The 22,176-nt window shown below is 57.2% G+C and carries 19 protein-coding genes and 1 other annotated feature (1 of these 20 only partly in view); of the genes, 18 read left to right on the top strand and 1 reads right to left on the bottom strand.

All coding sequences use genetic code 11. The annotated features are described in order from the left end of the window. The first annotated feature begins 1 nt into the window (after nucleotide 1). The 10 genes from gltA to ACRTGH_RS01185 all read left to right on the top strand — a co-directional run bounded on the left by gltA (nucleotide 2) and on the right by ACRTGH_RS01185 (nucleotide 11,906). Entirely contained in the window at nucleotides 2–1,408 is a 1,407-nt protein-coding gene (gltA, locus tag ACRTGH_RS01230) for an NADPH-dependent glutamate synthase (RefSeq protein ID WP_368847282.1), read from the top strand. Nucleotides 1,409–1,511: 103 nt separating this feature from the next. After that, nucleotides 1,512–2,072 (top strand): 3'-5' exonuclease, encoded by a 561-nt coding sequence (locus ACRTGH_RS01225; RefSeq protein WP_368847283.1) that lies wholly within the window; start codon nucleotides 1,512–1,514, stop codon nucleotides 2,070–2,072. A gap of 164 nt (nucleotides 2,073–2,236) precedes the next feature. Then, complete coding sequence (locus ACRTGH_RS01220; RefSeq protein WP_368847284.1) at nucleotides 2,237–2,737, top strand: YbjN domain-containing protein; 501 nt, start codon at nucleotides 2,237–2,239, stop codon at nucleotides 2,735–2,737. 257 nt (nucleotides 2,738–2,994) lie between these two features. Further along, nucleotides 2,995–5,523, top strand: coding sequence for a preprotein translocase subunit SecA (gene secA, locus ACRTGH_RS01215; protein ID WP_368847285.1), 2,529 nt, complete (start codon nucleotides 2,995–2,997; stop codon nucleotides 5,521–5,523). Between the two features lie 14 nt (nucleotides 5,524–5,537). Continuing rightward, nucleotides 5,538–6,645 (top strand): peptide chain release factor 2 gene (prfB, locus tag ACRTGH_RS01210; RefSeq protein WP_368847286.1). Its coding sequence is split into 2 segments (ribosomal slippage): nucleotides 5,538–5,606 and nucleotides 5,608–6,645, totalling 1,107 coding nucleotides; the frame shifts between segments, so codons are not numbered across the junction. A 9-nt stretch (nucleotides 6,646–6,654) separates the two neighbouring features. Then, nucleotides 6,655–7,347 (top strand): LmeA family phospholipid-binding protein, encoded by a 693-nt coding sequence (locus tag ACRTGH_RS01205; protein ID WP_368847287.1) that lies wholly within the window; start codon nucleotides 6,655–6,657, stop codon nucleotides 7,345–7,347. A gap of 62 nt (nucleotides 7,348–7,409) precedes the next feature. After that, a complete protein-coding gene (locus ACRTGH_RS01200) occupies nucleotides 7,410–9,464 on the top strand; it encodes a DUF5693 family protein (protein WP_368847288.1) in 2,055 nt (684 codons plus the stop codon). After that, nucleotides 9,461–10,588, top strand: coding sequence for a polysaccharide pyruvyl transferase CsaB (csaB, locus tag ACRTGH_RS01195; protein WP_368847289.1), 1,128 nt, complete (start codon nucleotides 9,461–9,463; stop codon nucleotides 10,586–10,588). Before ACRTGH_RS01200 ends, csaB begins: the two co-directional genes overlap by 4 nt. 114 nt (nucleotides 10,589–10,702) lie before the next feature. After that, nucleotides 10,703–11,083 (top strand): universal stress protein, encoded by a 381-nt coding sequence (locus ACRTGH_RS01190; protein ID WP_368847290.1) that lies wholly within the window; start codon nucleotides 10,703–10,705, stop codon nucleotides 11,081–11,083. A 142-nt stretch (nucleotides 11,084–11,225) separates the two neighbouring features. After that, on the top strand, nucleotides 11,226–11,906 hold the full coding sequence (locus tag ACRTGH_RS01185) for a hypothetical protein (protein WP_368847291.1): 681 nt from the start codon (nucleotides 11,226–11,228) through the stop codon (nucleotides 11,904–11,906). 82 nt (nucleotides 11,907–11,988) lie between these two features. Here ACRTGH_RS01185 and ACRTGH_RS01180 read toward each other — a convergent pair whose 3' ends face one another. Then, nucleotides 11,989–12,336 (bottom strand): hypothetical protein, encoded by a 348-nt coding sequence (locus ACRTGH_RS01180; protein WP_368847292.1) that lies wholly within the window; start codon nucleotides 12,334–12,336, stop codon nucleotides 11,989–11,991. 806 nt (nucleotides 12,337–13,142) lie between these two features. On the opposite strand from ACRTGH_RS01180, the gene ACRTGH_RS01175 reads away from it, so the two are divergent. The 8 genes from ACRTGH_RS01175 to ACRTGH_RS01140 all read left to right on the top strand — a co-directional run bounded on the left by ACRTGH_RS01175 (nucleotide 13,143) and on the right by ACRTGH_RS01140 (nucleotide 21,856). Then, complete coding sequence (locus ACRTGH_RS01175; protein ID WP_368847293.1) at nucleotides 13,143–14,990, top strand: hypothetical protein; 1,848 nt, start codon at nucleotides 13,143–13,145, stop codon at nucleotides 14,988–14,990. Then, nucleotides 14,938–15,801 carry a hypothetical protein gene (locus ACRTGH_RS01170; RefSeq protein WP_368847294.1) on the top strand — a complete coding sequence of 288 codons (864 nt, stop codon included), beginning with the start codon at nucleotides 14,938–14,940 and terminating at the stop codon, nucleotides 15,799–15,801. Before ACRTGH_RS01175 ends, ACRTGH_RS01170 begins: the two co-directional genes overlap by 53 nt. Continuing rightward, entirely contained in the window at nucleotides 15,792–16,547 is a 756-nt protein-coding gene (locus ACRTGH_RS01165) for a DUF6339 family protein (RefSeq protein WP_368847295.1), read from the top strand. The genes ACRTGH_RS01170 and ACRTGH_RS01165 overlap by 10 nt, the downstream gene beginning before the upstream one ends. Nucleotides 16,548–16,792: 245 nt before the next feature. Then, nucleotides 16,793–18,103, top strand: coding sequence for a dicarboxylate/amino acid:cation symporter (locus tag ACRTGH_RS01160; RefSeq protein WP_368847296.1), 1,311 nt, complete (start codon nucleotides 16,793–16,795; stop codon nucleotides 18,101–18,103). Nucleotides 18,104–18,275: 172 nt separating this feature from the next. After that, complete coding sequence (locus ACRTGH_RS01155; protein ID WP_368847297.1) at nucleotides 18,276–18,827, top strand: hypothetical protein; 552 nt, start codon at nucleotides 18,276–18,278, stop codon at nucleotides 18,825–18,827. A gap of 60 nt (nucleotides 18,828–18,887) precedes the next feature. Beyond that, nucleotides 18,888–19,778, top strand: a complete 891-nt coding sequence (hslO, locus tag ACRTGH_RS01150) for an Hsp33 family molecular chaperone HslO (protein ID WP_368847298.1) — start codon at nucleotides 18,888–18,890, stop codon at nucleotides 19,776–19,778. A gap of 166 nt (nucleotides 19,779–19,944) precedes the next feature. Then, on the top strand, nucleotides 19,945–20,454 hold the full coding sequence (locus tag ACRTGH_RS01145) for a hypothetical protein (protein ID WP_368847299.1): 510 nt from the start codon (nucleotides 19,945–19,947) through the stop codon (nucleotides 20,452–20,454). Between the two features lie 28 nt (nucleotides 20,455–20,482). After that, entirely contained in the window at nucleotides 20,483–21,856 is a 1,374-nt protein-coding gene (locus ACRTGH_RS01140) for a DUF1254 domain-containing protein (RefSeq protein ID WP_368847300.1), read from the top strand. Nucleotides 21,857–22,004: 148 nt separating this feature from the next. After that, nucleotides 22,005–22,176 (top strand) — a binding site (T-box leader) (it continues 79 nt past the right edge of the window).

The following is a 22,176-nucleotide window of genomic DNA, read 5'->3' as shown; positions in this document are numbered from 1 at the left end:
TATGGCGCTTTCACTCGAAAAACATAAAATGCCTGAGCAGGATCCCAAGATCCGGGCGCACAATTTTGAGGAAGTGGCGCTGGGCTACGATGAGAAAACGGCCATAGCTGAAGCCGAGCGCTGCCTGAACTGCAAGGTGCCGCAATGCCGCAAAGGCTGTCCCGTATCCGTGCGCATCCCAGAATTCATCCAGAAAATCAAGGCGCGTGACTTTGCTGCGGCCATCGAAATCATCAAAAGCGACAATGCTCTGCCCGCAGTCTGCGGCCGTGTCTGCCCCCAGGAAAACCAGTGCGAAAAACTCTGCATCTTGGCGAAGAAAGGAGAGGCCGTCGGCATCGGCAGACTGGAGCGCTTCGCGGCCGATTGGCAGCTCGCGCAGGGCGAGGAAATCAACCCCATCGAGTTTGCGCCTGACGCACAGAAAGTCGCCGTCATCGGTGCCGGTCCTGCCGGCCTCTCGTGCGCGGGAGACCTGGCGAAAAAAGGCTACCGTGTGACGATCTTTGAGGCGCTCCATGTCGCGGGCGGCGTGCTCTCCTACGGCATCCCGGAATTTCGTCTGCCGAAGGACGGCGTCGTGCGAAAAGAAGTCGAAAACCTTGAGAAACTCGGCGTGAAGATCGAGCTCAATTCCGTTGTGGGCAGGCTCTACACCGTCGATGAACTCATGCAGGAAGAGGGCTTCGACGCCGTGTTTGTCGGCACGGGCGCAGGACTGCCGCACTTCATGAACATCCCGGGAGAAAATCTCAACGGCGTCTATTCCGCCAATGAATTCCTGACCCGCTGCAACCTGATGAAAGCCTATCGCTTTCCCGATTTTGCGACGCCCATCCACGTCGGCAAGAATGTCGCCGTCGTCGGCGGCGGCAATGTCGCCATGGATGCGGCGCGGACAGCGCTGCGGCTCGGCGCGGAGCATGTCTACATCGTCTATCGCCGCAGCGAGAAGGAATTGCCCGCGAGGCGCGAGGAAGTGCATCACGCAAAGGAAGAGGGAATCGATTTCCGCTTGCTGAACAATCCCGTGGAAGTCCTCGGGAACGAGGAAGGCTGGGTCTGCGGGCTTCGCTGCATTAAGATGGAGCTGGGTGAGCCTGATGATTCAGGGCGTCGGCGCCCCGTGCCCGTTGCGGGGTCGGAATTCGAGCTTGCTGTCGATACGGTCATCATGTCCATCGGCACGGGTCCGAATCCCATCGTTGCGACGACGACGCCGGGCATGGATACGACGAAACGCGGCAATATTGTCGCCGACGAGGAAACAGGTGCGACGACGAAAGAAGGCGTGTTTGCAGGCGGCGACATCGTGACGGGTGCGGCCACTGTCATTCTGGCCATGGGGGCAGGCAAGAAAGCGGCCGCCGCCATCGACGAGTATCTGAAGAAGAAACGGGACGCTTGAGCCCGTCGCGGGATCGTGCCGGCAGGTGCTTCCAAACGCAGAAACTGCGTCTGGAAGCGAGGCTAAGATCGGACGCGGAGCGTGTTTTGCGAGGTATATGGCTATGATGAATTATATCGCGATTGATTTTGAAACGGCGACGGGCAGCATGAACTCCGCCTGCAGCGTGGCAACCGTCGAGGTGAGGGACGGACAGCTCAAAACGGGTTGGACAAAACTGATCCGGCCGCCTGGACTTGCCTTTGACGATTTCAATATCGGTATTCATGGCATACGCCCCGAAGATGTGGAGGATGCGCCGACGTTTGCTGAAATCTGGCCGGAGCTCAGGGAGCATTTGGCGGGAAAAATTGTTGTCGCACATAACGCGCCGTTCGATATGGGCGTCCTGAAGGCGTCGCTTCTCGCGAACCGTTTGGAAGCGCCGGCTTTTTCCGCCTGCTGCACCGTGCGCATTGCGCGGAAGATCTGGCCCGACCTTGCCGACCACAAGCTGAACACGGTCGGCGCACATCTGAAGATCAACTTCCGCCACCACCGCGCCTTGGATGACGCCCGCACCTGCGCTGCCATTCCTCTTTTCGCAGGCGTGGAGATGGGCGTCGAGGATATCGAGGAACTCGCTCGGAAAATCGGTGTGAAGATCAGTCCCTTCGAGATGTGAGAGAAAATAAAATCAGGACGCGGCCCGGCAGAGGGGGGATGCTCCTTCCGCTGCCGGATGATCGCCGGTTGTGAAAAAAGAGGACGGGGACATTTCTTTTGCTTTTGCCACTGCCGGAGAAGTGTGCTATAATATAACTCAAATGCATTGAGAGGAGAAAATATATGGAAAACAATGATATGGATCAGAACCAGGAGGTTTCTCACGTAGCTGAGGATAAGGCGAAGGCGTTCCAGGAATATCTCGACAAGGCCGAGATCGGCGGAATCCAGATGTTTGAGGCAGGGGAGAACGGCGAGGCAAAGGTGTTCCGCAGCAATCTTCCGGTGCGCGGCCACAAGCTGCCGTTCATGATCCTTGTCGACGGCACGGTCTATACGCTTGTCCAGATCGCGCTGGCGGAGAATATTGTGACGGAGGCGAACAAGGCTTCCATTATGGAATACCTGAACGACCTCAACACAGAGTACCGCATGCTGAAGTATAACTGCGACGGGGCGGGCAACCTGCTGATGACGCTGGTCATCACTTCCGGCGTGGAGACGTTCGATCCGGGCATGATCATCAATTTGCTGAATGAGATCCAGACGCATTTGGATACGGTGTATCCGGACATCATGAAAAAATTGTGGAAAGACGGCGGAGAAGAAAAGAGCGAATCGTAAGCCGCATGGGTCGGGGATTTTCCCGGACAGACAGAAGAGGGGAGGCAGCCGCATAGGCAGAGAAGCCTATGTGCTTGCCTCTCTTTTTTGTTTTGCCGCTTCTTGGGGCAAGCGTAGATTTTCGGCGCGGAGAAATCACGTGTTTTTTTGACTTATAGCCGATTGTCTGCTAGAATCATAAGATAGATTGCCAAAATAGGATTTACATTTGTCCGCATCGTTGAAAAGACGTTTGCGGGGACAAGGAGTGATATGGATTGCTCGGCTTCATCAAGCGATTCTTAGGAGATAACAACGAACAGGAAATCAAGCGTATGCGCGGCATCGTTGAGACGATCAACGGGCGGGAAAAGGAGCTCGAAAATCTCAGTGATGACGCGCTTGCAGGCCATACAGGAAAATTCAAGGAGCGCATTGCAAACGGCGAGAGCCTTGACGATATGCTGCCGGAGGCTTTTGCCGTCGTGCGCGAGGCGTCCAGGCGTGTGCTTGGCATGCGCCATTTTGATGTGCAGATGATTGGCGGCATCTGCCTCCACGAGGGGAAAATCGCCGAGATGCGCACGGGTGAAGGCAAGACGCTGGTCGCGACGCTGCCCGTCTATCTCAATGCGCTCGAGGGCAAGGGCGTGCACATGATCACGGTGAATGATTACCTGGCGCGGCGCGACAGCGAGTGGATGGGGCGCGTCTATCGCTTCCTTGGCCTCTCGGTCGGACTGATTGCGCACGATATGGATTTTCCGGAAAGAAAGATGGCCTATGCCTCGGATATCACTTTCGGCACGAATAATGAATTCGGCTTTGACTATCTGAGAGACAACATGGTCATACACCCGCAGCAGATGGTGCAGCGCGATCTTCACTATGCCATCGTCGACGAGGTGGATTCGATTCTCGTCGATGAGGCGAGGACGCCTCTGATCATCTCAGGCCCGGGGCAGAAATCGACGGAGATGTATGCCGTGATGGCGCGCGCTGTGGCAAAGCTCAAAGAAGGCGAGGACTACAAGCTGGACGAGAAGCAGAAGACGGTCGCGCCGTCGGATGAGGCCGTCCTGAAAGTGGAAAAGATGGTCGGCATCAAGAACCTTTATGCGCCGGAAAACCTCGAGCTTTCGCATTGCTTTACGGCGGCTTTGCGCGCGAAGGCCTTGATGAAGCGCGATCGTGACTATGTCGTGCGCGACGACGAGATCATCATCGTCGATGAGTTCACGGGACGTCTCATGGTCGGCCGCCGTTATTCGGATGGGCTGCATCAGGCCATCGAGGCGAAGGAGGGCGTGAAGATCCAGCGCGAGAGCCAGACGCTCGCGTCGATCACCTTCCAGAATTATTTCCGCATGTACGGCAAGCTCGCGGGCATGACGGGTACGGCGAAGACGGAAGAGGATGAATTCCTCAAGATCTACAAGCTGCCTGTCGTCGTTGTTCCGACGAACAAGCCCGTCCAGCGCGTCGATGAAGCGGACGCCATTTACAAGACCAAGCGTGCGAAGTACCGTGCCGTCGGACAGGCTGTCGAGGACATCCACAAGACGGGGCAGCCGATCCTCATCGGTACGACATCCATCACCCAGTCGGAAGAACTCAGCGCCATTTTGAAGAAGCACGGCGTAGAGCACAATGTACTCAATGCGAAGTTCCATGAGAAGGAAGCCGAGATCATCAAGGACGCGGGGCAGAAGGGCGCCGTGACCATTGCCACGAACATGGCGGGCCGCGGTACGGACATTCAGCTCGGCGACGGCGTGCAGGAGCTCGGCGGGCTTTATATCCTCGGCACGGAGCGCCACGAGTCGCGGCGCATCGATAACCAGCTGCGCGGACGCGCAGGCCGCCAGGGCGATCCCGGCCGCTCGAAATTCTATCTTTCCCTGGAGGATGACCTCCTGCGCCTCTTCGCTTCGGACAATATCGCTGCCATCATGGACAAGCTCGGCATGGACGAAAACGATCCGATCGAGCACAAGCTGATCACGCGCTCCATCGAGCGCGCCCAGAAGAAGGTCGAGGCGAGGAACTTCGACATAAGAAAACATGTCCTCGAATATGACGACGTCATGAACCAGCAGCGCGAGGTCATCTACAAGGAACGCCGCAAGATCCTGCGCGGCGAAGATCTCAAGGAGAACATCTTCTTCATGCTCGACAAGATCATCGAGAGCGAAATGGATCAGTATGCAAACGCGAAGCTCTATCCCGAAGAGTGGACCCTCGACGGCCTTGTCGAAGATGCTGAGAAGATTTATGCGCCGCAGGGCAAGCTCAAGAAGGAAGAGCTCGAGGCCATGAGCCGTGACGAGCTGGAAGAGACGCTCAAGAAGACGGCGCGCGATGCCTATGGAGCACGCGAGCTGCTTTTTGGTGAGGAGAATATGCGCGAGCTCGAGAAGGTTGTCATGCTGCGCGTCGTCGACAATCATTGGATGGAGCATCTCGACCGCATGGATATGCTTCGCGAGGGCATCAACCTGCGCGCCTATGGTCAGCGAAATCCGCTTGTCGAATATAAGATCGAGGCGCTCGACATGTTCGAGGCCATGGAAGCGGCCATCCAGAACGACATCGCCAAGCTCATGTACCGCGTGAGCATTGTGACGCAGGAGCAGCAGCAGCTCCAGGATCGCCTGCAGAACGCCCGCGCCTCGCATGGCGAAGAGTCGGAGGCCGCCGAGACGAAAAGGCAGCCGCAGCGCAAGAAGAGCGATATCGGACGCAATGAACCGTGCCCGTGCGGCAGCGGCAAGAAGTATAAGAACTGCTGCGGCAGGAACAAATAAAAGGATGTGAAATGATGCTGGAAGACTGGAAGCCGGAGATCCTGGCGATGCAAGCGAAGCTCAAGGAAATGGGGGATTCACTTTGACGTCGCTGGGAAGGAAGAAAAAATAGCCGAACTGGAATACAAGATGGGCGAGCCGACCTTTTGGGACAATGCGGAAGAAGCGCAGAAGCTCAACCAGGAGCTTGCCGATATCAAGGGAAGCGTCGACAAGTACAAGGCCATCGTTTCCAGGACGGATGATGTGCAGGCGCTTCTTGAAATGGCCATGGAGGAAAACGACACGAGCCTTGAGCCTGAAATTGAGAGTGAGTTCACTGCCATCAAGGACGCCGTGCGCGGGCTTGAGCTGGAGGTGCTTCTCTCGGGGCCTTACGATGCGAACAATGCCATCCTGACGCTCCATGCGGGCGCGGGCGGTACGGAAGCGCAGGACTGGACGCAGATGCTTCTGCGCATGTACGGGCGCTGGGCGGAGCGTCACGGCTTCAGCGTCGTCACGGCCGACCTCCTGCCGGGCGATGAGGCCGGTGTGAAGAGCGCGACGCTTTTTATCAACGGGCACAACGCCTATGGCTATTTGAAATCGGAGAAGGGCGTGCACCGCCTCGTGCGCATTTCGCCCTTTGACGCGAATGCACGCCGTCATACATCGTTTTCCGCCTGCGACATCATGCCGGAGATTGACGATGCCGTAGAAGTCGACATCAATATGGCCGATGTGCGCGTTGATACGTACCGCGCCTCGGGAGCGGGCGGACAGCATATCAATAAGACGTCATCCGCCGTCCGCATGACGCATATGCCGACGGGCATTGTCGTGCAGTGCCAGAACGAGCGCTCCCAGCTCCAGAACCGTGAGCAGTGCCTGAAGATGCTGCGCGCCAAGCTCTTTGAGCTTGAGCAGGAAAAGAAGGAAGCGGAGATCCAGAAGCTTGAGGGCGATCAGCAGAAGATCGAATGGGGCAGCCAGATTCGGTCGTATGTCTTTCAGCCGTATACCATGGTCAAGGATATGCGCACCGGCATGGAAACGGGCAATGTGCAGGCCGTCATGGACGGCGATCTCGATCCCTTTATCGAAGCGTTTCTTGCCGCCAAGGCAAATCATGAGATTTAAGGTGATACTTTGCGAAAGCTCTTGATTTTTCTGGCGGGTTTGGCCGTTGTCATCGCCGTCGCAGGCGAGACGATCCTGCCGCGCTGGGCGCATGATACGGCGGAAACGCTTCTGCATGAAGCGGGCGCCGAGGAAGCGGAGACGATGCTTCATACGAGCCCGGGCGTGCTGCTGCTCTTTGGGCAGATCGACGACATATCGGCCAGTGCGAAGGGACTGCGCCTCGGCCAGCTGCGGCTCGACCGGGCAGAACTTCGGGGCGCGGATGTGCGGCTGGATGCGCCGGCGCTCTTCCTCGACAGAAAGGTCCATGTGAAATCTGCCGAGGAATTGAAGCTTACGGGCACGGTTTCGGCAGAGAGCCTGCGCGACCTCTTGGCGCGGCGTGTCGACAAGCTCGACAACATCGAAGTCGCGCTCGATGAAGAGGGCGTCCACGCGACGGCGCAGGCGAAGATTTTTGGACGCAAAGCGGATATTCTGCTCGAGGGAAAGATCGTCGAGGAACCGGATGCGCTTTTCTTTCATATGACACGGTTCGACATCAAGAACGCGGCTTTCGGCAAGGCCAATATCGGTGATTTCTTCGGCGACATCTTGATCACGAAGCTCTCGGCCCTGCCGCTGAAAGCTCAAATCGACAGCGTGGAGCACAGGGACGGGGCGATCGTCGTGCGCCTGAGCTGCCGCAATCCCCGGTGAACAGACGTTGCTTTCGGGGCATAGATGGTGCGCCGCCGGACGCTGGAAAAGAGGCAAAATGAATGAAGTTGTTTCAATACAATAAGGTGCTCGTTGCCTTCATCTTTTTGGGGCTGCTCGCCGCCATCCTCATCGATGTTTCGCGTTGGCGCGAAGAAGAGGCGAACAAGCAGGTCGATATGGCCATCAATTACGAGGATCTCGTGCAGCTTGCCGAACAGGAAGGAAAGCCTGTTCCCGAGGTTTTGCAGGACGCGAAGGAAGCGGGCATCACCTCGCTCGCCGTTTACGAGACGACGTTCAAAAAGCTCAACGCCAACGGCAAGGCGATGGCTATTGCGGGCAGTGAATTGCTGGCAAATTACCATTCGGGGGCATTGACGGATCCTGCGTGGCGTGCGCTCATTGAGAACGGCACGATCAAAGGCACCGATGTCTGCGTTGTCGGCCATGATGCGCGAACCTATAAGGAAGTCCGGGAAGACCTTCTGCGCCGCCTCGGCGCGGAGCGCGTCAAGCCCGTGACCGTTGGCGCGTCGGAAATTCTCGTCGTCAAGGCGAATTACGAAACCTTCCTCAAGATGGATCTCGGCATGCCGACGGATGAGATGCAGGCCGTCAACGATGCAGGGCTTTTCGTGCTGGCACGCCCGACCAACTATGTGCACTGCACGCCGGAAGATGTCGACGCTGTGTTCCGCCGGCTTGAGAACTTCCGCATTTCGGAGGTCGTGTTCTCCGGCTCGCAGATGCTCGGCTCCCCCGAATCCCTGCAGACGACGATCGATCGCTTCAAGGAGCGCAACTTCGTGCTCGGGCTCATTGAGGACACGACGCAGCTGCAGTTTTACAAGCAGGACGGCATGGAGGAAATCCCCAAAGGCATAGGCTATGACCATGTTGCACGGCTTTATGCGATTCCCAAAGATGAGCAGCCGAAACTCAAGATCGCTACGGCGGTCGAGCGCTGGGCCAATACCGACATGGAGCGCAACATCCGCATCAATCTTTTGCGCACCTATGAAAAGCCTGCGCCGGGCATGACGCTTTACGAGACGAACATGCACTATATCGCAGAGACGAGCGAGGCCGTGCGCGCGCATGGCTTCACGCTCGGCCCTGCCGGGACGTTCGAGAGCTGGTACGCGCCGCGCTTTCTGCGCGCCGTCCTCATGGTCGGGGTGGCAGCGGCCGTTGTGCTCTACATCTCCTTGCTCACGCACCGCCTGAAGCCGAAGCATCTCTACGCAATCTTTGCGGCTGCGGCATTCTGCGCCGCGGTGCCCATCCTTATGGGCAGCGGTGCAAAGGTCCGCCTTCTCGCGGCGTTTTTGAGCGCTAATATTTTCCCGGCGCTTGCCGTGATCTGGCAGCTCGACCGCATACGGGAGATGAAGCCGGATGACAGCGCGTCGCTTTGGCGCATCATCAGCACGGCGGCTGTGGCCCTTTTCGTGACGGGGGCGCTCTCCTATATCGGCGCGGCCTATCTCTCCGGTGCCTTGGCGGATGTCGAGTATTTCCTGGAATTCAGCATCTTCCGCGGCATCAAGCTTACGTTCGTCCTGCCCATCGTGCTCGTCGCCGTCGCCTTCCTGGCGCGCTACGACATCTTCGACGGCAAGGTGGACAACACGGCGGGCGCCATGGGGCAGCTGCGGGAAATCCTCAATATGCCCGTGCGCGTGAAATCCCTGCTCATATTCTTCCTCGTGGGGTTGGCTGGCATCGTTTTCGTCGCGCGTTCGGGCCATACCTTGGGAATGCCCGTTTCCGGCCTTGAGCTAAAATTTCGGGCTATTCTTGAACAGAGCTTCTATGCGCGGCCGCGCTCGAAGGAGCTTTTGATCGGGCATCCGGCCTTCATGCTCGCTGCCTTTGCCTGGTGGCGCAAGTGGCCGACCATGGTTCTCTTCGCGCTCGTGCTGGTCGCGACCATTGGCCAGGGATCGATGGTGGAGACTTTTGCGCATATGCGTACGCCAATCTACATGTCCTTTGTGCGCGGCATCGGCGGCATCGTGCTCGGCTGCGGCATCGGCGCCGCGCTCATGGTGCTTGTGCACATCTGGCAAATGGTACTATCTTTGGCAAAGGAGCGTTTCTCAAGGGAATGAGCAAGATCGTAGTATCAGGGTATTACGGCTCGAAAAACGCTGGTGACGAGGCAATGCTCGCCGCGATGATCGAGGTTCTATCCGAATTGGATCCGCAAACGAATATCACGGTAATCTCGGCGAACCCTCCGGATACAAAGCGCCGCCATGGCGTCGAGGCTGTTTCCTGGCTCTCTTTTTCCGCAATCTGGAAGGCGATGCGCTCCTCTGATCTTCTGATTTCCGGCGGCGGTAGCCTGCTGCAGAATGTCACGAGCCGCCGCAGTCTTTACTATTACATGGCGATCATCGTCATGGCGCTTCTCGCGGGGCGTCCTGTCATGCTTTATGCGCAGGGCATCGGACCGATCGAGGGCTTTGCTGCGCGCACCCTGATGCGTTGGATCGGCAACCGCGTGAAACTCATTACCGTGCGGGATCATGGCTCCCTGGAAGAGCTTGCGAGCCTCGGCATTTCAAAACCTCGGATCGCTGCCACGGCGGATCCCGTGCTTGCCATCAATCCGGTCGCAAAGGATACGGGCCGGCAGGTGCTGCAGTGGAACGGCATCGTTGACGACCGTCCGCTCGTCGGTATTTCCGTGCGCGAATGGAAGGGCTGGACACGTTATAAGGACGTGATTGCCGAAACGGCGAGCCGCATTGCCGCAGAGTTTGGCGCACACGTCGTCTTTCTGCCCATGCAGTATCCCGAGGACGTGAAGACGGCGGAAAAAATCGCGGCGATGACCGACGGCGATCCCGTCGTGCTCGACGGCGAATTCTCCACGGCGGAGCTTCTGTCCCTCGTCGGCAATATGGATCTCCTGATCGCCATACGCCTGCACGCCCTGATCTTTGCCGGCGTCATGGGAGTGCCGATGGTCGGCGTCTCCTACGATCCGAAGATCGACCGCTTCCTCGATTCCATCGGCGAGGCATCGGCAGCCGACTTGGAGAACATCACGGTCGCCCGCATGATGGAAGAGGTGCGCCGCAAATGGCAGGCGCGTGAGGAATTCCGCAAAAAAAATGCCGTCCTGCTGCTGGACCTTCGGCGGCTTGCTTTCCGAAATGCCGAGCTGGCGTTGGAGATTCTCGGCCGGAAGCCTGTCGGAAATTCGACGGATGGGGCATCGGATTGATCGATGCGAGAAAAGAAAATTTTTTCAGAAAAATAGCAAGAAGGAAAAGGAATTCTGCCTTCGGCATAGAAATAAAAAATAGAGGAAAAAACGATTCGCTTGGAGGTGTTTTATATGGGCAGCATCAACAAGATTCTCGTGCCGGTCGATGGCTCGGTCAATGGCTGCAAGGCTGTGGATGAGGCAATCGCGTTCGCGGGGAAGTGCAATGCAAGTCTCGATTTCGTCTATGTGGCGAACGACATCAACAAGAACGTCCCAAGCCATGTCGTATTCGACCGGATTTGGGAAAAGCTTCCGGAGGATATGAAGGCAGTAAGGCATGTGGAAACGGGCAATATCCCGAAAGCTATCCTCAAGATTGCCGATTCGGAAAAAAGCGACATGATCATCATGGGAAGCCGCGGCTTGGGCTTCTTCAAGGGCGCGCTGATCGGCAGCGTCAGCCAGAAGGTCGTGGAGGAATCGAAGATTCCCGTCATGGTCGTCAAGTAGGGAATCAAGGTTTGTGATAAAAAGGCAGCCTTTCGGGGCTGCTTTTTTATATGGGGCGGCGAAGACGTGCCCCGTTCTTTTGCATGCGTTTTGTGCAATCTATGTTATAATGGGGAAAACATGACGGCGGAGGAGGGCTCGCATGGTTGTAAGGAAACATTGGGGGCTTACTGCGGCCTTGGCTGCGGCGCTCCATATACCTGCGGTCGGCCTCATGGGGCTGCTTTTGCCGGAGGAGATGCCGCAAGGGACGGGAGAACTCGCCTGGATCGATGTTGCCGCTGAGGATGGAGAGGCATCGGCCGGCGCGAAATCGGAGCAGGAAAAGACGGCGGAACCGCCGCCGGAAGAGCCGCCTGTGATCGTGGAAGAGATTCCTGCGGCGGAGGAGATTCCTGCGTCCCCTATCGAGCAGGAATCTCCTCCGCCGCAGAAAACAGAGAAGGAGAAAAACGGCAGGGAGGACGCGCCCAAGCCCAAGCCGAACAAACCGCGCCATTACCCGCCGATCCGCAAACCGAACAAGCCGGCCGTGCTCGATGAAAAGACGAAGCATGGTCTGGGGGCGAAGGAAACGTCGTACCGCGGCACGGCGCATTTCTTTGTCGATATTTCAGAAGAAGGGCGCGTGGTGCGCATCCAAGCCTGGCGCTTTGAGCCGGAGCCGGCCGATGAAAAACAGCGCCGGGTGCTTGCGGAGCGTCTGGAAGAGCGGATCAAGGAAACCTGGCGCTACAAGCCGAGCCTTACCCCCGAGGGACGGCCGACGACGCAGACGAAGCCGGAGGAGCTGATCCTTCCCGAACAGGAAGAAAAAAAATAACCGCTGCCCTGGAATCGTCAGGATTCGGGCAAGCGGTCGATCTCATGAAGCAAAAAATGAATCTTGGTGTGCAGCTCTGCCGTCAGTGGCAGGCGACTGTCTCAATGGCGCCGAAGCGGATGTACTGGCTGGCCTCTGCCGGGTTGCTCTCGAGAATGGCCGTGCGGACATCTTCCATGTCGCTCTCGGCAATCTGGATGCGCTCGGCATCCTGCTCGGTCTGCACCTTCTTCCACAATGCCTTGCGCGAGGCCTGTGTGTCGCGATAAATCTCGTGGTTATAGAAGATGTTCATTGAGTCGCGGGATTTGTCGGCATCGCAGTTGAAGAAGATATACGCGACATTCGACGCTTTCCGTGTGCGCGGCGCGGCGCTTTTCTTCGGCGCTGCGGCTTTTGCTGCGATAGATGATTTCGTTGCTGTTGGCATAAAAAGAACTCCTTTCTTGCGGGATAAATAAAATATAAAGTCCATGCGGGCTTGCCGCATGAGCCTTATTATAGCACAACTTCTTCGTCGGCGCAAAAAACAGGCGTCAAAGCGAATGCTTCGACGCCTGCCCTTTTCGTTTGGCCTTGCAGCCGCGAGCCTCAGAAGACTCGCTTATATTGCCACCAGGAGGAACCATACGCGATGATTCCTTCTGGTGGTTAGTAAGGTACGGCACTTAAGGCGGGATGACGCTTAGTCCACCTGCCGCACTTTTATTATACCATATTGAAAGGGGGATGCAAGGGGAAAACCAAAAATATTTGCAATATTTAGCTTTTGTTAATATTTGGATGCTGTGGCTCAGGAAGCGGATGGACAGCGGCAGCCGCTCCGCCGGCACGCGGAATTGTTTTTGCAGCGCTGCACCGTGCGGCTTTCCGTGCGGTGCCGTGGAGGTTCCGCGGGCAAGTCGGCATTGTTTCCTTGCAGTTAGTTTGCTATACTAAGGAAGCACTGATAAATTCAGCCGCCGATCTTCACACGGCTGCTCTCGTCGTTGACAAATCCCCGACGCAGCGCTGCTGCGCCTGCGGCTTGCCCTGAAACCCCAAGAGGCCGGGCCGGAGGCGGGACCGATCGGTCGCTTTCACGTAAGGGCGGCGCACAATGTCCCAAAGCCGGACGTCTGTGCGTGCAGCTTGTTCCCGGATAGATGCAGCGGATCCGTGCAGATCCGGACTTCCTTTTATCAGCAATTCCCAAGAAACATGGTATGAGAATGGGGTGAAGCGATGTTTTCTTTCATGGACAGAAAAAAAGGCGAATGGCGTGCGCCGCTAAACGACAGCGGGGAACTTGTCGGCATCAATGATCTGGCACGCGTTTCCTTCGGCATACGGACGATCCATTATCTCGTTCGCGAGACCGTACAGAATTCGCTCGATGCGAGGCGCGAGGATGCGGAGGGGCCGGTCATCGTGGCCTTCCATGCCTTTGACATCCCGCAGGAGAAGTTCCCGGGGCGCGAGCAGTTCCGGGAGATTCTCAAACGCTGTCAGGAGAGCAATGAGGATGACAGGACGAGCCGCGAGGTCTTTCAGCGGGCGCGCGACCTGATGAAGGAGGAGCGGATTTCGGTGCTGCGCATCAGCGATTTCCGTACGCGCGGCCTCGAGGGGGCAATGGCGGGAGAGAAGGGATCGCTTTGGAGCGGCCTCGTCAAGGAGCAGGGATTTTCGGTGCAGAAGGAGGCGAATGCGGGCGGCAGCTTCGGCATCGGCAAGGCTGTGGTCTACAGCTGCTCGGAGCTGCGCACGGCTTTTTTTGCTTCGCTTGCTGCGGATGGGGTGAAGTCGTATACCGGCGTCGCCAAGCTTGTTTCGTATAAGGACGAGGAAGATCGCTGGACGACGGGAACGGTCTATTACAGCGATGAGAACAAGAAGGCGCTTCTGGACATCTTCGAGCTCGACCCGGATTTCTGGCGGCGCACGAGCGGCACGGATATCTTTGTCATGGGCCTCGTGCCGCTGGAGGATATGCAGCAGGAGATGATCCGTGCCGTGCTCGACAATTTCCTGCTCTCCATCTGGCTCGGACATCTTGAGGTGGAAATCGGCAAGCAGCGCATCGCCAGGAACAATATCGGTCTTTATGCGGACAGCCTGCCGGTGGAAAAGCTGCCGGGAAGTCCGCATCATAAGGAATATTATGAGGAAAACCGCATGATGCAGCGCTATGCGCGGATCCTCCTCGCTGAGGACGAAGCGGCGCAGCGCATCGAGCTCAAGGCTTCGGAATATGGCGGGAAATATGGCTTTCCTGACGGCGCGGCGACGCTCTTTCTCACCAAAGGGGATGGATTGAACCGGAGGATCCTGATGTCGCGCCATATCGGCATGAAGCTCTTTGAGCAAAAGGGTTTCCCGAGCGGCATTGATTTCACGGGGATCTTCCTGATTCATGACAACGAAATGGGACGGGCTTTCCGTCAGATCGAGGTTCCTTCGCATGATGCATGGGAGCCCGGCATATTGCAGGATGCGGCGCAGGAAAAGCGTGCGAAGGAAATGTATGCGGGGCTCAGGAAGTATCTCAAGGAAAAGGTGCGAAGCTGCCTGGCGTCCGAGGATGAACTGGGCATCGACGCCTTTGGCGCAGGAGCGTTCCTGCCCGACATGGAGAATGCGGCGGTGCGCGGGATGCTGGCGAAGCGCGGGGAAAAAGACAGGGAGACGCTCGGCAACAAGATCGCAAAGGTGCGAAAGAAGAAGGATCTGCCTGTCGTGGGAAAACGGCTGCGCGATACGCCGCTGCATATGCGCACCCTCTGCCTCGACCGCGAAAAGGGGCGCCAGCGCCTGAGCTTCATGGCGCCGCGTCGGACAGAACGGGCCAGGCTCGAGCTTTTTCTTGCGGGCGAGCAGGCCGATGTGCCGGTGCGCCTGCTGGAGGCCGAGCTCATGGGACGGGCGCGCGCCAGAATCGAGAGCTTTGGGGGAAACGCCATCGTCCTGCAAAACGTCGCGAAGGGCGCGAAAATCATTGTGGAATATACGATGGCTTATACCGATTACTGCATGATGGAGGCGAAATATATTGAAGATTCGAGGGCGGCTCACGCCGTACCCGCTGCTCGCGAAGACGAATGACAATTATCGGACCGCATCCTTTGACGGCATTGCCGAACTCAAGGCGGAGGGAGGGAAGCTCCGCCTTGAGTTTCGTGCCGTACTGCGCTGCCCGGCGCTGAAGAAGCTCCTGCAGGCGGGGCTCGTCGGCTACGCCCTGCATCTTGAATCGCCGATCACGTCGTATCGCCGTCTCTTTGAGCTGAACGACGAGAGCTTTCGCCTGGAGCTTTCTGCAGACGAGGTCTGCGGCGTGCTGCAAGTCACGCCGTTTATCGTGGCAAAGACGGAAATCCGGGGCTATACGAGCGACGATTTCCACGAAATCTATGAAGGGATGAGCTTCTCCTTTGCACGCGGTCATATCCTGGCGCTTGACGAGACGACGGAATTCATTCTTGCAGCGCCGGAGGAAGCGGAGACCTTGCCGTCAATCATCCGTCTTGAGCCTTTTGAGCGGGAAGCCGGATATGCAGCGCTGCGCATCGACTGCAGTTCGGATTACATCGTCGTGCGCCTGCCGCGCGGCCTCTACGATATATACCGCCGCTACGCGAAGAACACCTATGCGGCGACGTTTCTTGCAGGTACGATCCTGCCCGCGCTTGTCGCTGCTTTGGAACGGCTGCGCGGGGATCTGCGGGCGGGAGTGGAGCTCGGAAAGCGCTGGGAGCGGGTGCTTTTGGAAATTCTGGAGAAGCAGCAGCTTGCCATTGAGGATGATGGCGCCGATGTTCTCGAGATTGCACAGAAGCTCTTCCGGGATCCTGTAAACCGCTCCTTCCAGGAGCTTGAGGATTTGGCGGAACAGGAGGCGGGACAATGGAAATAAGCTTCTTGCGGCAGGCTGGCATCGATGATATGAAGACGCATGTGGAGGAGCATCGGGCGCTTTATTGCCAGGAGGACAGCGGAGCCATGCTGGAGCATCTGGAGAAAATGGGCTATTTGGAGAAGGCGGAACTCGCGGGACTGTCCCCTGTGGAGCTTTTGGCAGAAGGCAGCTTTTCGGTCACGGATATCGAAAATGTGCGCCGCCTCTACGGTGCATGGCGCGGCCTTTCTCCCTGTGTGGCGGCGGATGAGCGGTTCTGGGCGGGACTTGCCCATACTCTGTTTTGGCATTATATCCGCTATCGGAAGGAAAGCGATTTTCGGGAAGGCAAAATACAGGGCATCCGCAGCGCGTTCTTTTTCTCGCAGGGGCGGCGACGCTCCCTCTTTGTGCATCCGCTCGCGCGGCTTTGGTGGGCCGGCTTCATGGTCTGTGATGAAAGCCGCCGGGATGCGTTCGACCTCCTGCCCGTGCTCGCACAGACCGCGTTCCCCTCGCAAATCGTGCTGTTTGCTTCCAGCAGCCTCATGAGCCGCAGGGAAACGCGTCTCGCTGTCCTCTCGGTGCTGCAGCGCTTCGAAAAAGCGGGACACAAGCTCAAGCGCGAGCATTTCCAAGCATTGCTGCGTCATCTGAACGCGATGTCCTCCCTGACGCTCGTCGACATGCTGGAGCAGGAGGAGATCGAAGCCCGCCTGGAAGCCTATCTGAAAAAAGAGAAATCGCTGTGGACGGCGATGTGATATTTCGGCGTCGGGATCTTTGCTGCTGCCGGGTCATGCGGAAGCATCGGCTGTGAGGGCTGGCCGATGCTTTCTGCGTTTTCGGGGCTTTGGCAGGATAGCCGTTGACAAGGGAAGAAAAGGCTTGTATAATATAAATCATACTATATTTATATGAATTATATCCGCCGCTCCTTCGGAAAGCGGCGGATGATTTGACGGCGTCTGGCGGAGTCTTTCTCCAAGGCGCAGAAAGAAGGGGTATTATGCCGGAAGAAAAGAACAATGCGGCCGTCGAGGAGACGGCGCAGGCGGCCATAGAAAAAAGCCGCCGAAACGGGCAGGGAAAACAGTTCGTCCTGTGGTTTCTCGCGCTCATCGTCGGCGCCGGCCTAGGCTGGCTGAACATCGGTCCTTTGAATGAACTCTTCAACTTCATCGCGACGGTGTTCACGCGCCTGTTCCAGTTTATCGCCGTGCCGACCATCGCGCTCGCTGTCATCACGACGCTTGCCGCGCTCGGAGCGAAGAAGGATACGGGCCGCATCTTCGCCCATGCCGTCACCTATACGCTCTTGACAACGATCTCGGCGGCGGCTGTCGGCCTCGCCCTTTATCTCTGGATTGCGCCGGGCAATCTGCCTGCCGAGGTCATCGGCGCGGGCATGGCCGATGTGCCGCAGAAGCTGGGGACGCTTTCCTACTACGACCACATCCTTTCGGTCATCCCGAACAACCTGCTGCAGCCCTTCCTTTCGGGCAATGTGCTCTCGGTCATGCTCATTGCTGCGTCTGTCGGCCTTGCGCTCGCCTTCATGCCCAAGACGGAGAACCGTGAGGCGCTTTTGAAGGCGCTCCATGGCGCACAGGAGCTTCTCTTCACGCTGATCCGCGCGTTGCTCTTCATCCTGCCCGTCGGCATCCTCGCTTTTGCCGCCCAGCTTTCGGCGCAGATCGAGGCCGGCGTCATCGTCGGTGCGCTCGGCAAGTACACGGCTGTCGTCATCGGCGGCAATCTGATTCAGTTCTTCATCATCCTGCCGCTTTTCCTGCTGGTGCGCGGTCTCAATCCGCTCCGCGTCTTCCGCAAGATGGCGCCGGCCGTCGCCGTGGCGCTCTTTACGAAAAGCTCGGCGGGCACCTTGCCCGTGACCTTGGCTTCGGCGGAAAAGAACCTCAAGGTGAATCCGACGGTTTCGCGCTTCGTGCTGCCGATCTGTACGACGATCAACATGAACGGCTGTGCGGCCTTCATCCTCGTGACTTCGCTCTTCGTCATGCAGAATGCGGGCTTTGAGCTTACGCTCGGAACGATGGTCACCTGGCTCTTCGTCGCAGTCCTCGCCGCCATCGGCAATGCCGGCGTACCCATGGGCTGCTACTTCCTGACGCTTTCCCTGATGTCGTCGCTTGGAGCACCGCTGGGTCTTATGGGCGTGATTCTTCCCATTTACACGATCATCGACATGATCGAGACGGCGGAAAATGTCTGGTCCGATTCCGCCGTCTGCGCCATGACGGATCACGACCTCGAAGGAACGCTCGACAGAGAGGAAGCCCGTCCGGCAGAAATTTGACGGCAAATGAAAAAAAGCAGGCTCGACGGCCTGCTTTTTTCATTTGCCGCTCCTTTTCGTGCCTGTCTGCACGAAAGCAGCGGGATCCCCTTTGTATCACCGCCTTCTTGTGCTATAATGTAACATGTATTTTGAAATGGTGACTTGGGGAAAGTCTTTGGGGAGGCGTCATTTGACTTTGTGGCATAAATTTTTGCGCGGCATTCTGATCGCCGGAGTTTTCTTGGTGACAGGACCGGGCGTTTGTCTGGCGAACCATGCCGTGCGCGTTTCGGATTTGGATGCGGCAGGTTTTGTCCGGCGCTACAATGAGCTTGCCGAGCAGGCGGCGGCGCCCGTGCGGCTTTCATCGCCGCTGGCGTCGGGGCATAGACAGCTGCAGAATTATCTCGTATATGAGACGAAACTCATCGGGATGGATGAAAAAGAGCGCATATTCCTGCATGTCAACCGGTCGGGGGCGCTTTCGAGCATTGTTATCAAGAATGAGGGAGATCTCGGCAAGAAGTCGCTGGAAATGCGGCGTGTGTTTGTGCTCTTTCTGGAGAGCCTCGGCCTCACGGCAGAAGAGTGCGGACACTTTTTTTCCACGGAGGAAAGGGAAAAGGGACGGGGCGGCGTCCTGCACCAGGCCTGGTGCTCTGCGGCAGGGCGGAAGATCGTGTCTTTCCACGATCCCGTACATGCGCCGGATGTCCTTGTCCTGTATGCATGGGATGAATGAGGCTGTTTTGCGGTGAGATCTGTCTGGAAGAGCTGCAGGGCGTGCGGGAGGAAGATAAGTTTGAAGGATACATTGACGAAGGCTGTGGCGGGCGATTTTCGCATTTACGCGGCATGCACGACGGGACTTGTCAACGAGGCGATTCGCCGCCATGGCTGCCATCCCGTGGCGGCTGCGGCTCTGGGACGCACGATGACGGGGGCGCTCCTCCTCGCGGTGAATCTCAAGAATGAGGAAGCGCTGACTTTGAAGTTTGCAGGCGACGGACCTTTGGGACTTGTTGTCGCGGATGCGTCTCCCGAAGGATTCGTGCGCGGTTATGTGGAACATCCCAAAGTGGATTTGCCGCTGAATGCGAAGGGGAAGATCGATGTGGGCGGCGGCATTGGAGCCGGCATCGTCTCTGTTACGCGCTTTACCGGCCTCAAGGAGCCTGTTGCAGGTTCTGCAGCAATCCTGACGGGCGAGATTGCCGAGGATTTGACGAAGTACCTCTACGATTCAGAGCAAACGCCGTCTTCCATCGCCCTCGGCGTGCTCGTCGCGCCCGATCTCACGGCGTTGGCGGCGGGAGGCTTCTTCGTGCAGCCCCTGCCGGGCGCGTCGGAGGAAGCAATCGCACACGTGGAAGAGAATCTGGCGGTGCTCCCCGCCGTATCCGATATGGTGCACGGCGGCATGACGACGCAGCAGATGATCGAGCGTATTATGGCGGGCTGCGGCAAGGTCGAGTTCCTTGCTGAAACCGATCTTGCGTTCCGCTGTCAGTGCTCGAAGGAACGTGTCGAGGGGATGCTTCTGTCCCTGGGACGCGATGACCTCGCCTCGCTCGTCGAGGACGGAAAAGCGGAGGTTTGCTGCCATTTCTGCGGGGAGGCTTATCAATTCACGGGCGAGGAGCTGCAGGAACTCTTGGCGCATAAGGACAGTGCGACGAAAAAGGAAGGATAGGGCAGAGATGCCATCTGAGAAGGAACGCGGACTACTGAAAAAGATGCAGCCGCGGCTCTTTTTTGTACCGTTGAAGAAAGAGCCGGGAAAAAACGATACTATGATATGATTAAAAATGGAAAAGTTCCAGAGGATGGATTTATGCCGCATCAAGGAGAGGATGTCCATGAAAAACTTTCTGCATAGCCTTGCCGTTTTCTTCGCCGTATGCATCGCCTTTACGTCGTTTTGCCATGCGGCAAATTATAAGACGAATGATGGCGTAAAACCGCTGGATGCGAAACGCATCGCTCTCGGCGGCATTCAGCTCGGCGCCCTGCCCGGGCGCGTGAGCGGCATCTATGGCAAGCCGGACAAGCAGAAGCGTTACGACAAGGGCGACGGCAGTTTTATTACGGAATGGGAATACGGCGAGACGGTGCGCATCTGCTTTGCGGGCGGGGGCTCTGAGGGCATCGGACTGGTCGACCGCATTGTCGTTACGGCGGATAACGGTTTCAATACGCCTGACGGACTGCATGTCGATATGGAAGCGGCAGCAGTCGAGAAGACGTACGGCGCCCCGGCCTGGTACGACGACAAGTACTATTGGTATCAAAGCCAAAACGGGCAGAAGCTCGTCTTTGTGCTGGAAGACGGCAAGATCGTGCGGATCGGCATCGGCTATTACCGCTGAAATAAAAAAGGATAGGCAGGAAAACAAAATGAAAAAGATATTTGGAATGCTTCTGTCGGTGCTCACGCTGCTGTCATGCGGACTTTTTTCCAACTGTTCTGCTGAAAAAACGCAGTCGGATGCAGAGGCTGTTTGGGAAACGGTCAGCGAGGCATACATCTATGCGTTTCCGCTGGTACTCACCGACGCAACCAAAACATTATCAACGAATACGGACGGAACCATGCCGAGTCGTGCGCCTGTCAATCAGTTCAACCATGCAAAAAAGCTGGCGGACGCGTCTTTTCGCACCGTTGTGACGCCGAACGTCGATACCGTCTATTCACAGGCATGGCTCGACGTCCGTGCAGAACCCATGATCTACGTTCTGCCGGAAACGGATCGTTTCTGTAACGTGCAGATTCTGGACGCATGGACGAACACTGCTGCCGTGCTGGACAAGGCGGGCGTATATGCGATTGCGCTTCCCAGTTGGGAGGGCGAACTGCCTGAAGGGGTGACGCGCGTGAACGTGCCTACCGCAACGGTGTGGTCGATCGCCCGTGTTGTGCTGTCCGGGGACGAGGATCTCCCCCATGTTTATGCCATTCAGGACCAAATGCAGCTTCTTCCGCTCTCTGCCTATGGGCAGGAGGGGACATATACTGCGCCGGAAGGAACGTATGCGAAGGAAAATGACTTTGTTCCGGTAAACAAGGTTCTTTCCATGACGCCGGGCGAATTTTTCAATACTGCAAACACTCTGATGCAGCTCAATCCGCCCGCTGATGCTGATGGGAAACTGCTGAAAAAACTTTCTGCCATCAACGTAGGACCCGGTATGACATTCGATGCCGCACTCTTGGGCGAGGAAGCTGCCGGGCGCTGGAGGCAGATGCTTCAAAAACTTCCTGCCACGCTTTCTGCCAACAGCGGAAAGTATGCACAGAAGCTCGGCCAGTGGAGATATTACGGCAAGCCGATCGGTGATTTTGGGACAGAATACACCTACCGCGCTATGGTGGCGCTGGTGGGATTGGGAGCCAACACGGTGGATGTAGCGATCTATCCCAAGACCGCAGTGGACGAAAAAGGCGCGGCGCTGAGCGGAGAAAAGACATATACGCTCCACTTTGCATCCTTGCCGCCCACACGGGAAGGCGGCTTCTGGTCCGTGACGGCATACGGTGAGGATGACTTTCTCATCGACAATCCAATCAAGCGCTACTGCATCAACGACCGCTCCGCGTTCGAGTTGAACGAGGATGGCACACTGGATATTGTCCTGTCGAAGAAAGCGCCGGAGAACATCGCCAACTGGTTGCCTGTTTCTGATGGGGAGTTTCATCTGTTCATGCGAATCTATGTGCCGGATATGGCTGCATTGGATACGTGGCAGCCGCCCGTCATTCGCGAAGAATAAGAAAACGGAAAAACTTGGTGATAGGGCAAGCCGCCTTTTGGGACAAAGCAGCGAAATTGGCATCTGCACAAACGGTGATACATGCTCTCTATACGTGCGCTTCATTCCATCTTGCCAAAACGTCATTCTTATGGTATCCTTTTGACGGACAAAGGCGATGAGGAAGAGGAGTACGCTGCAAGGGGCGCTTCAGAGAGGGGATGGCGGCTGAGAATCCCTGTGCCGGGCAGCGGAAGGTCGCTTCGGAGCTTTCGTGCTGAAGCTTGTATGGCGTTTTGCGTCATCGTGTGCGTAGGCGCGGGCGCGGCGGCGGCGTTATG

Source organism: Selenomonas oralis, from assembly GCF_051603425.1.
In the GTDB taxonomy this organism is placed as follows: domain Bacteria; phylum Bacillota; class Negativicutes; order Selenomonadales; family Selenomonadaceae; genus Selenomonas; species Selenomonas sputigena_A.
The sequence above is the reverse complement of the archived record's forward strand: the minus strand, read 5'-3'. Positions and strand labels throughout refer to the sequence as shown.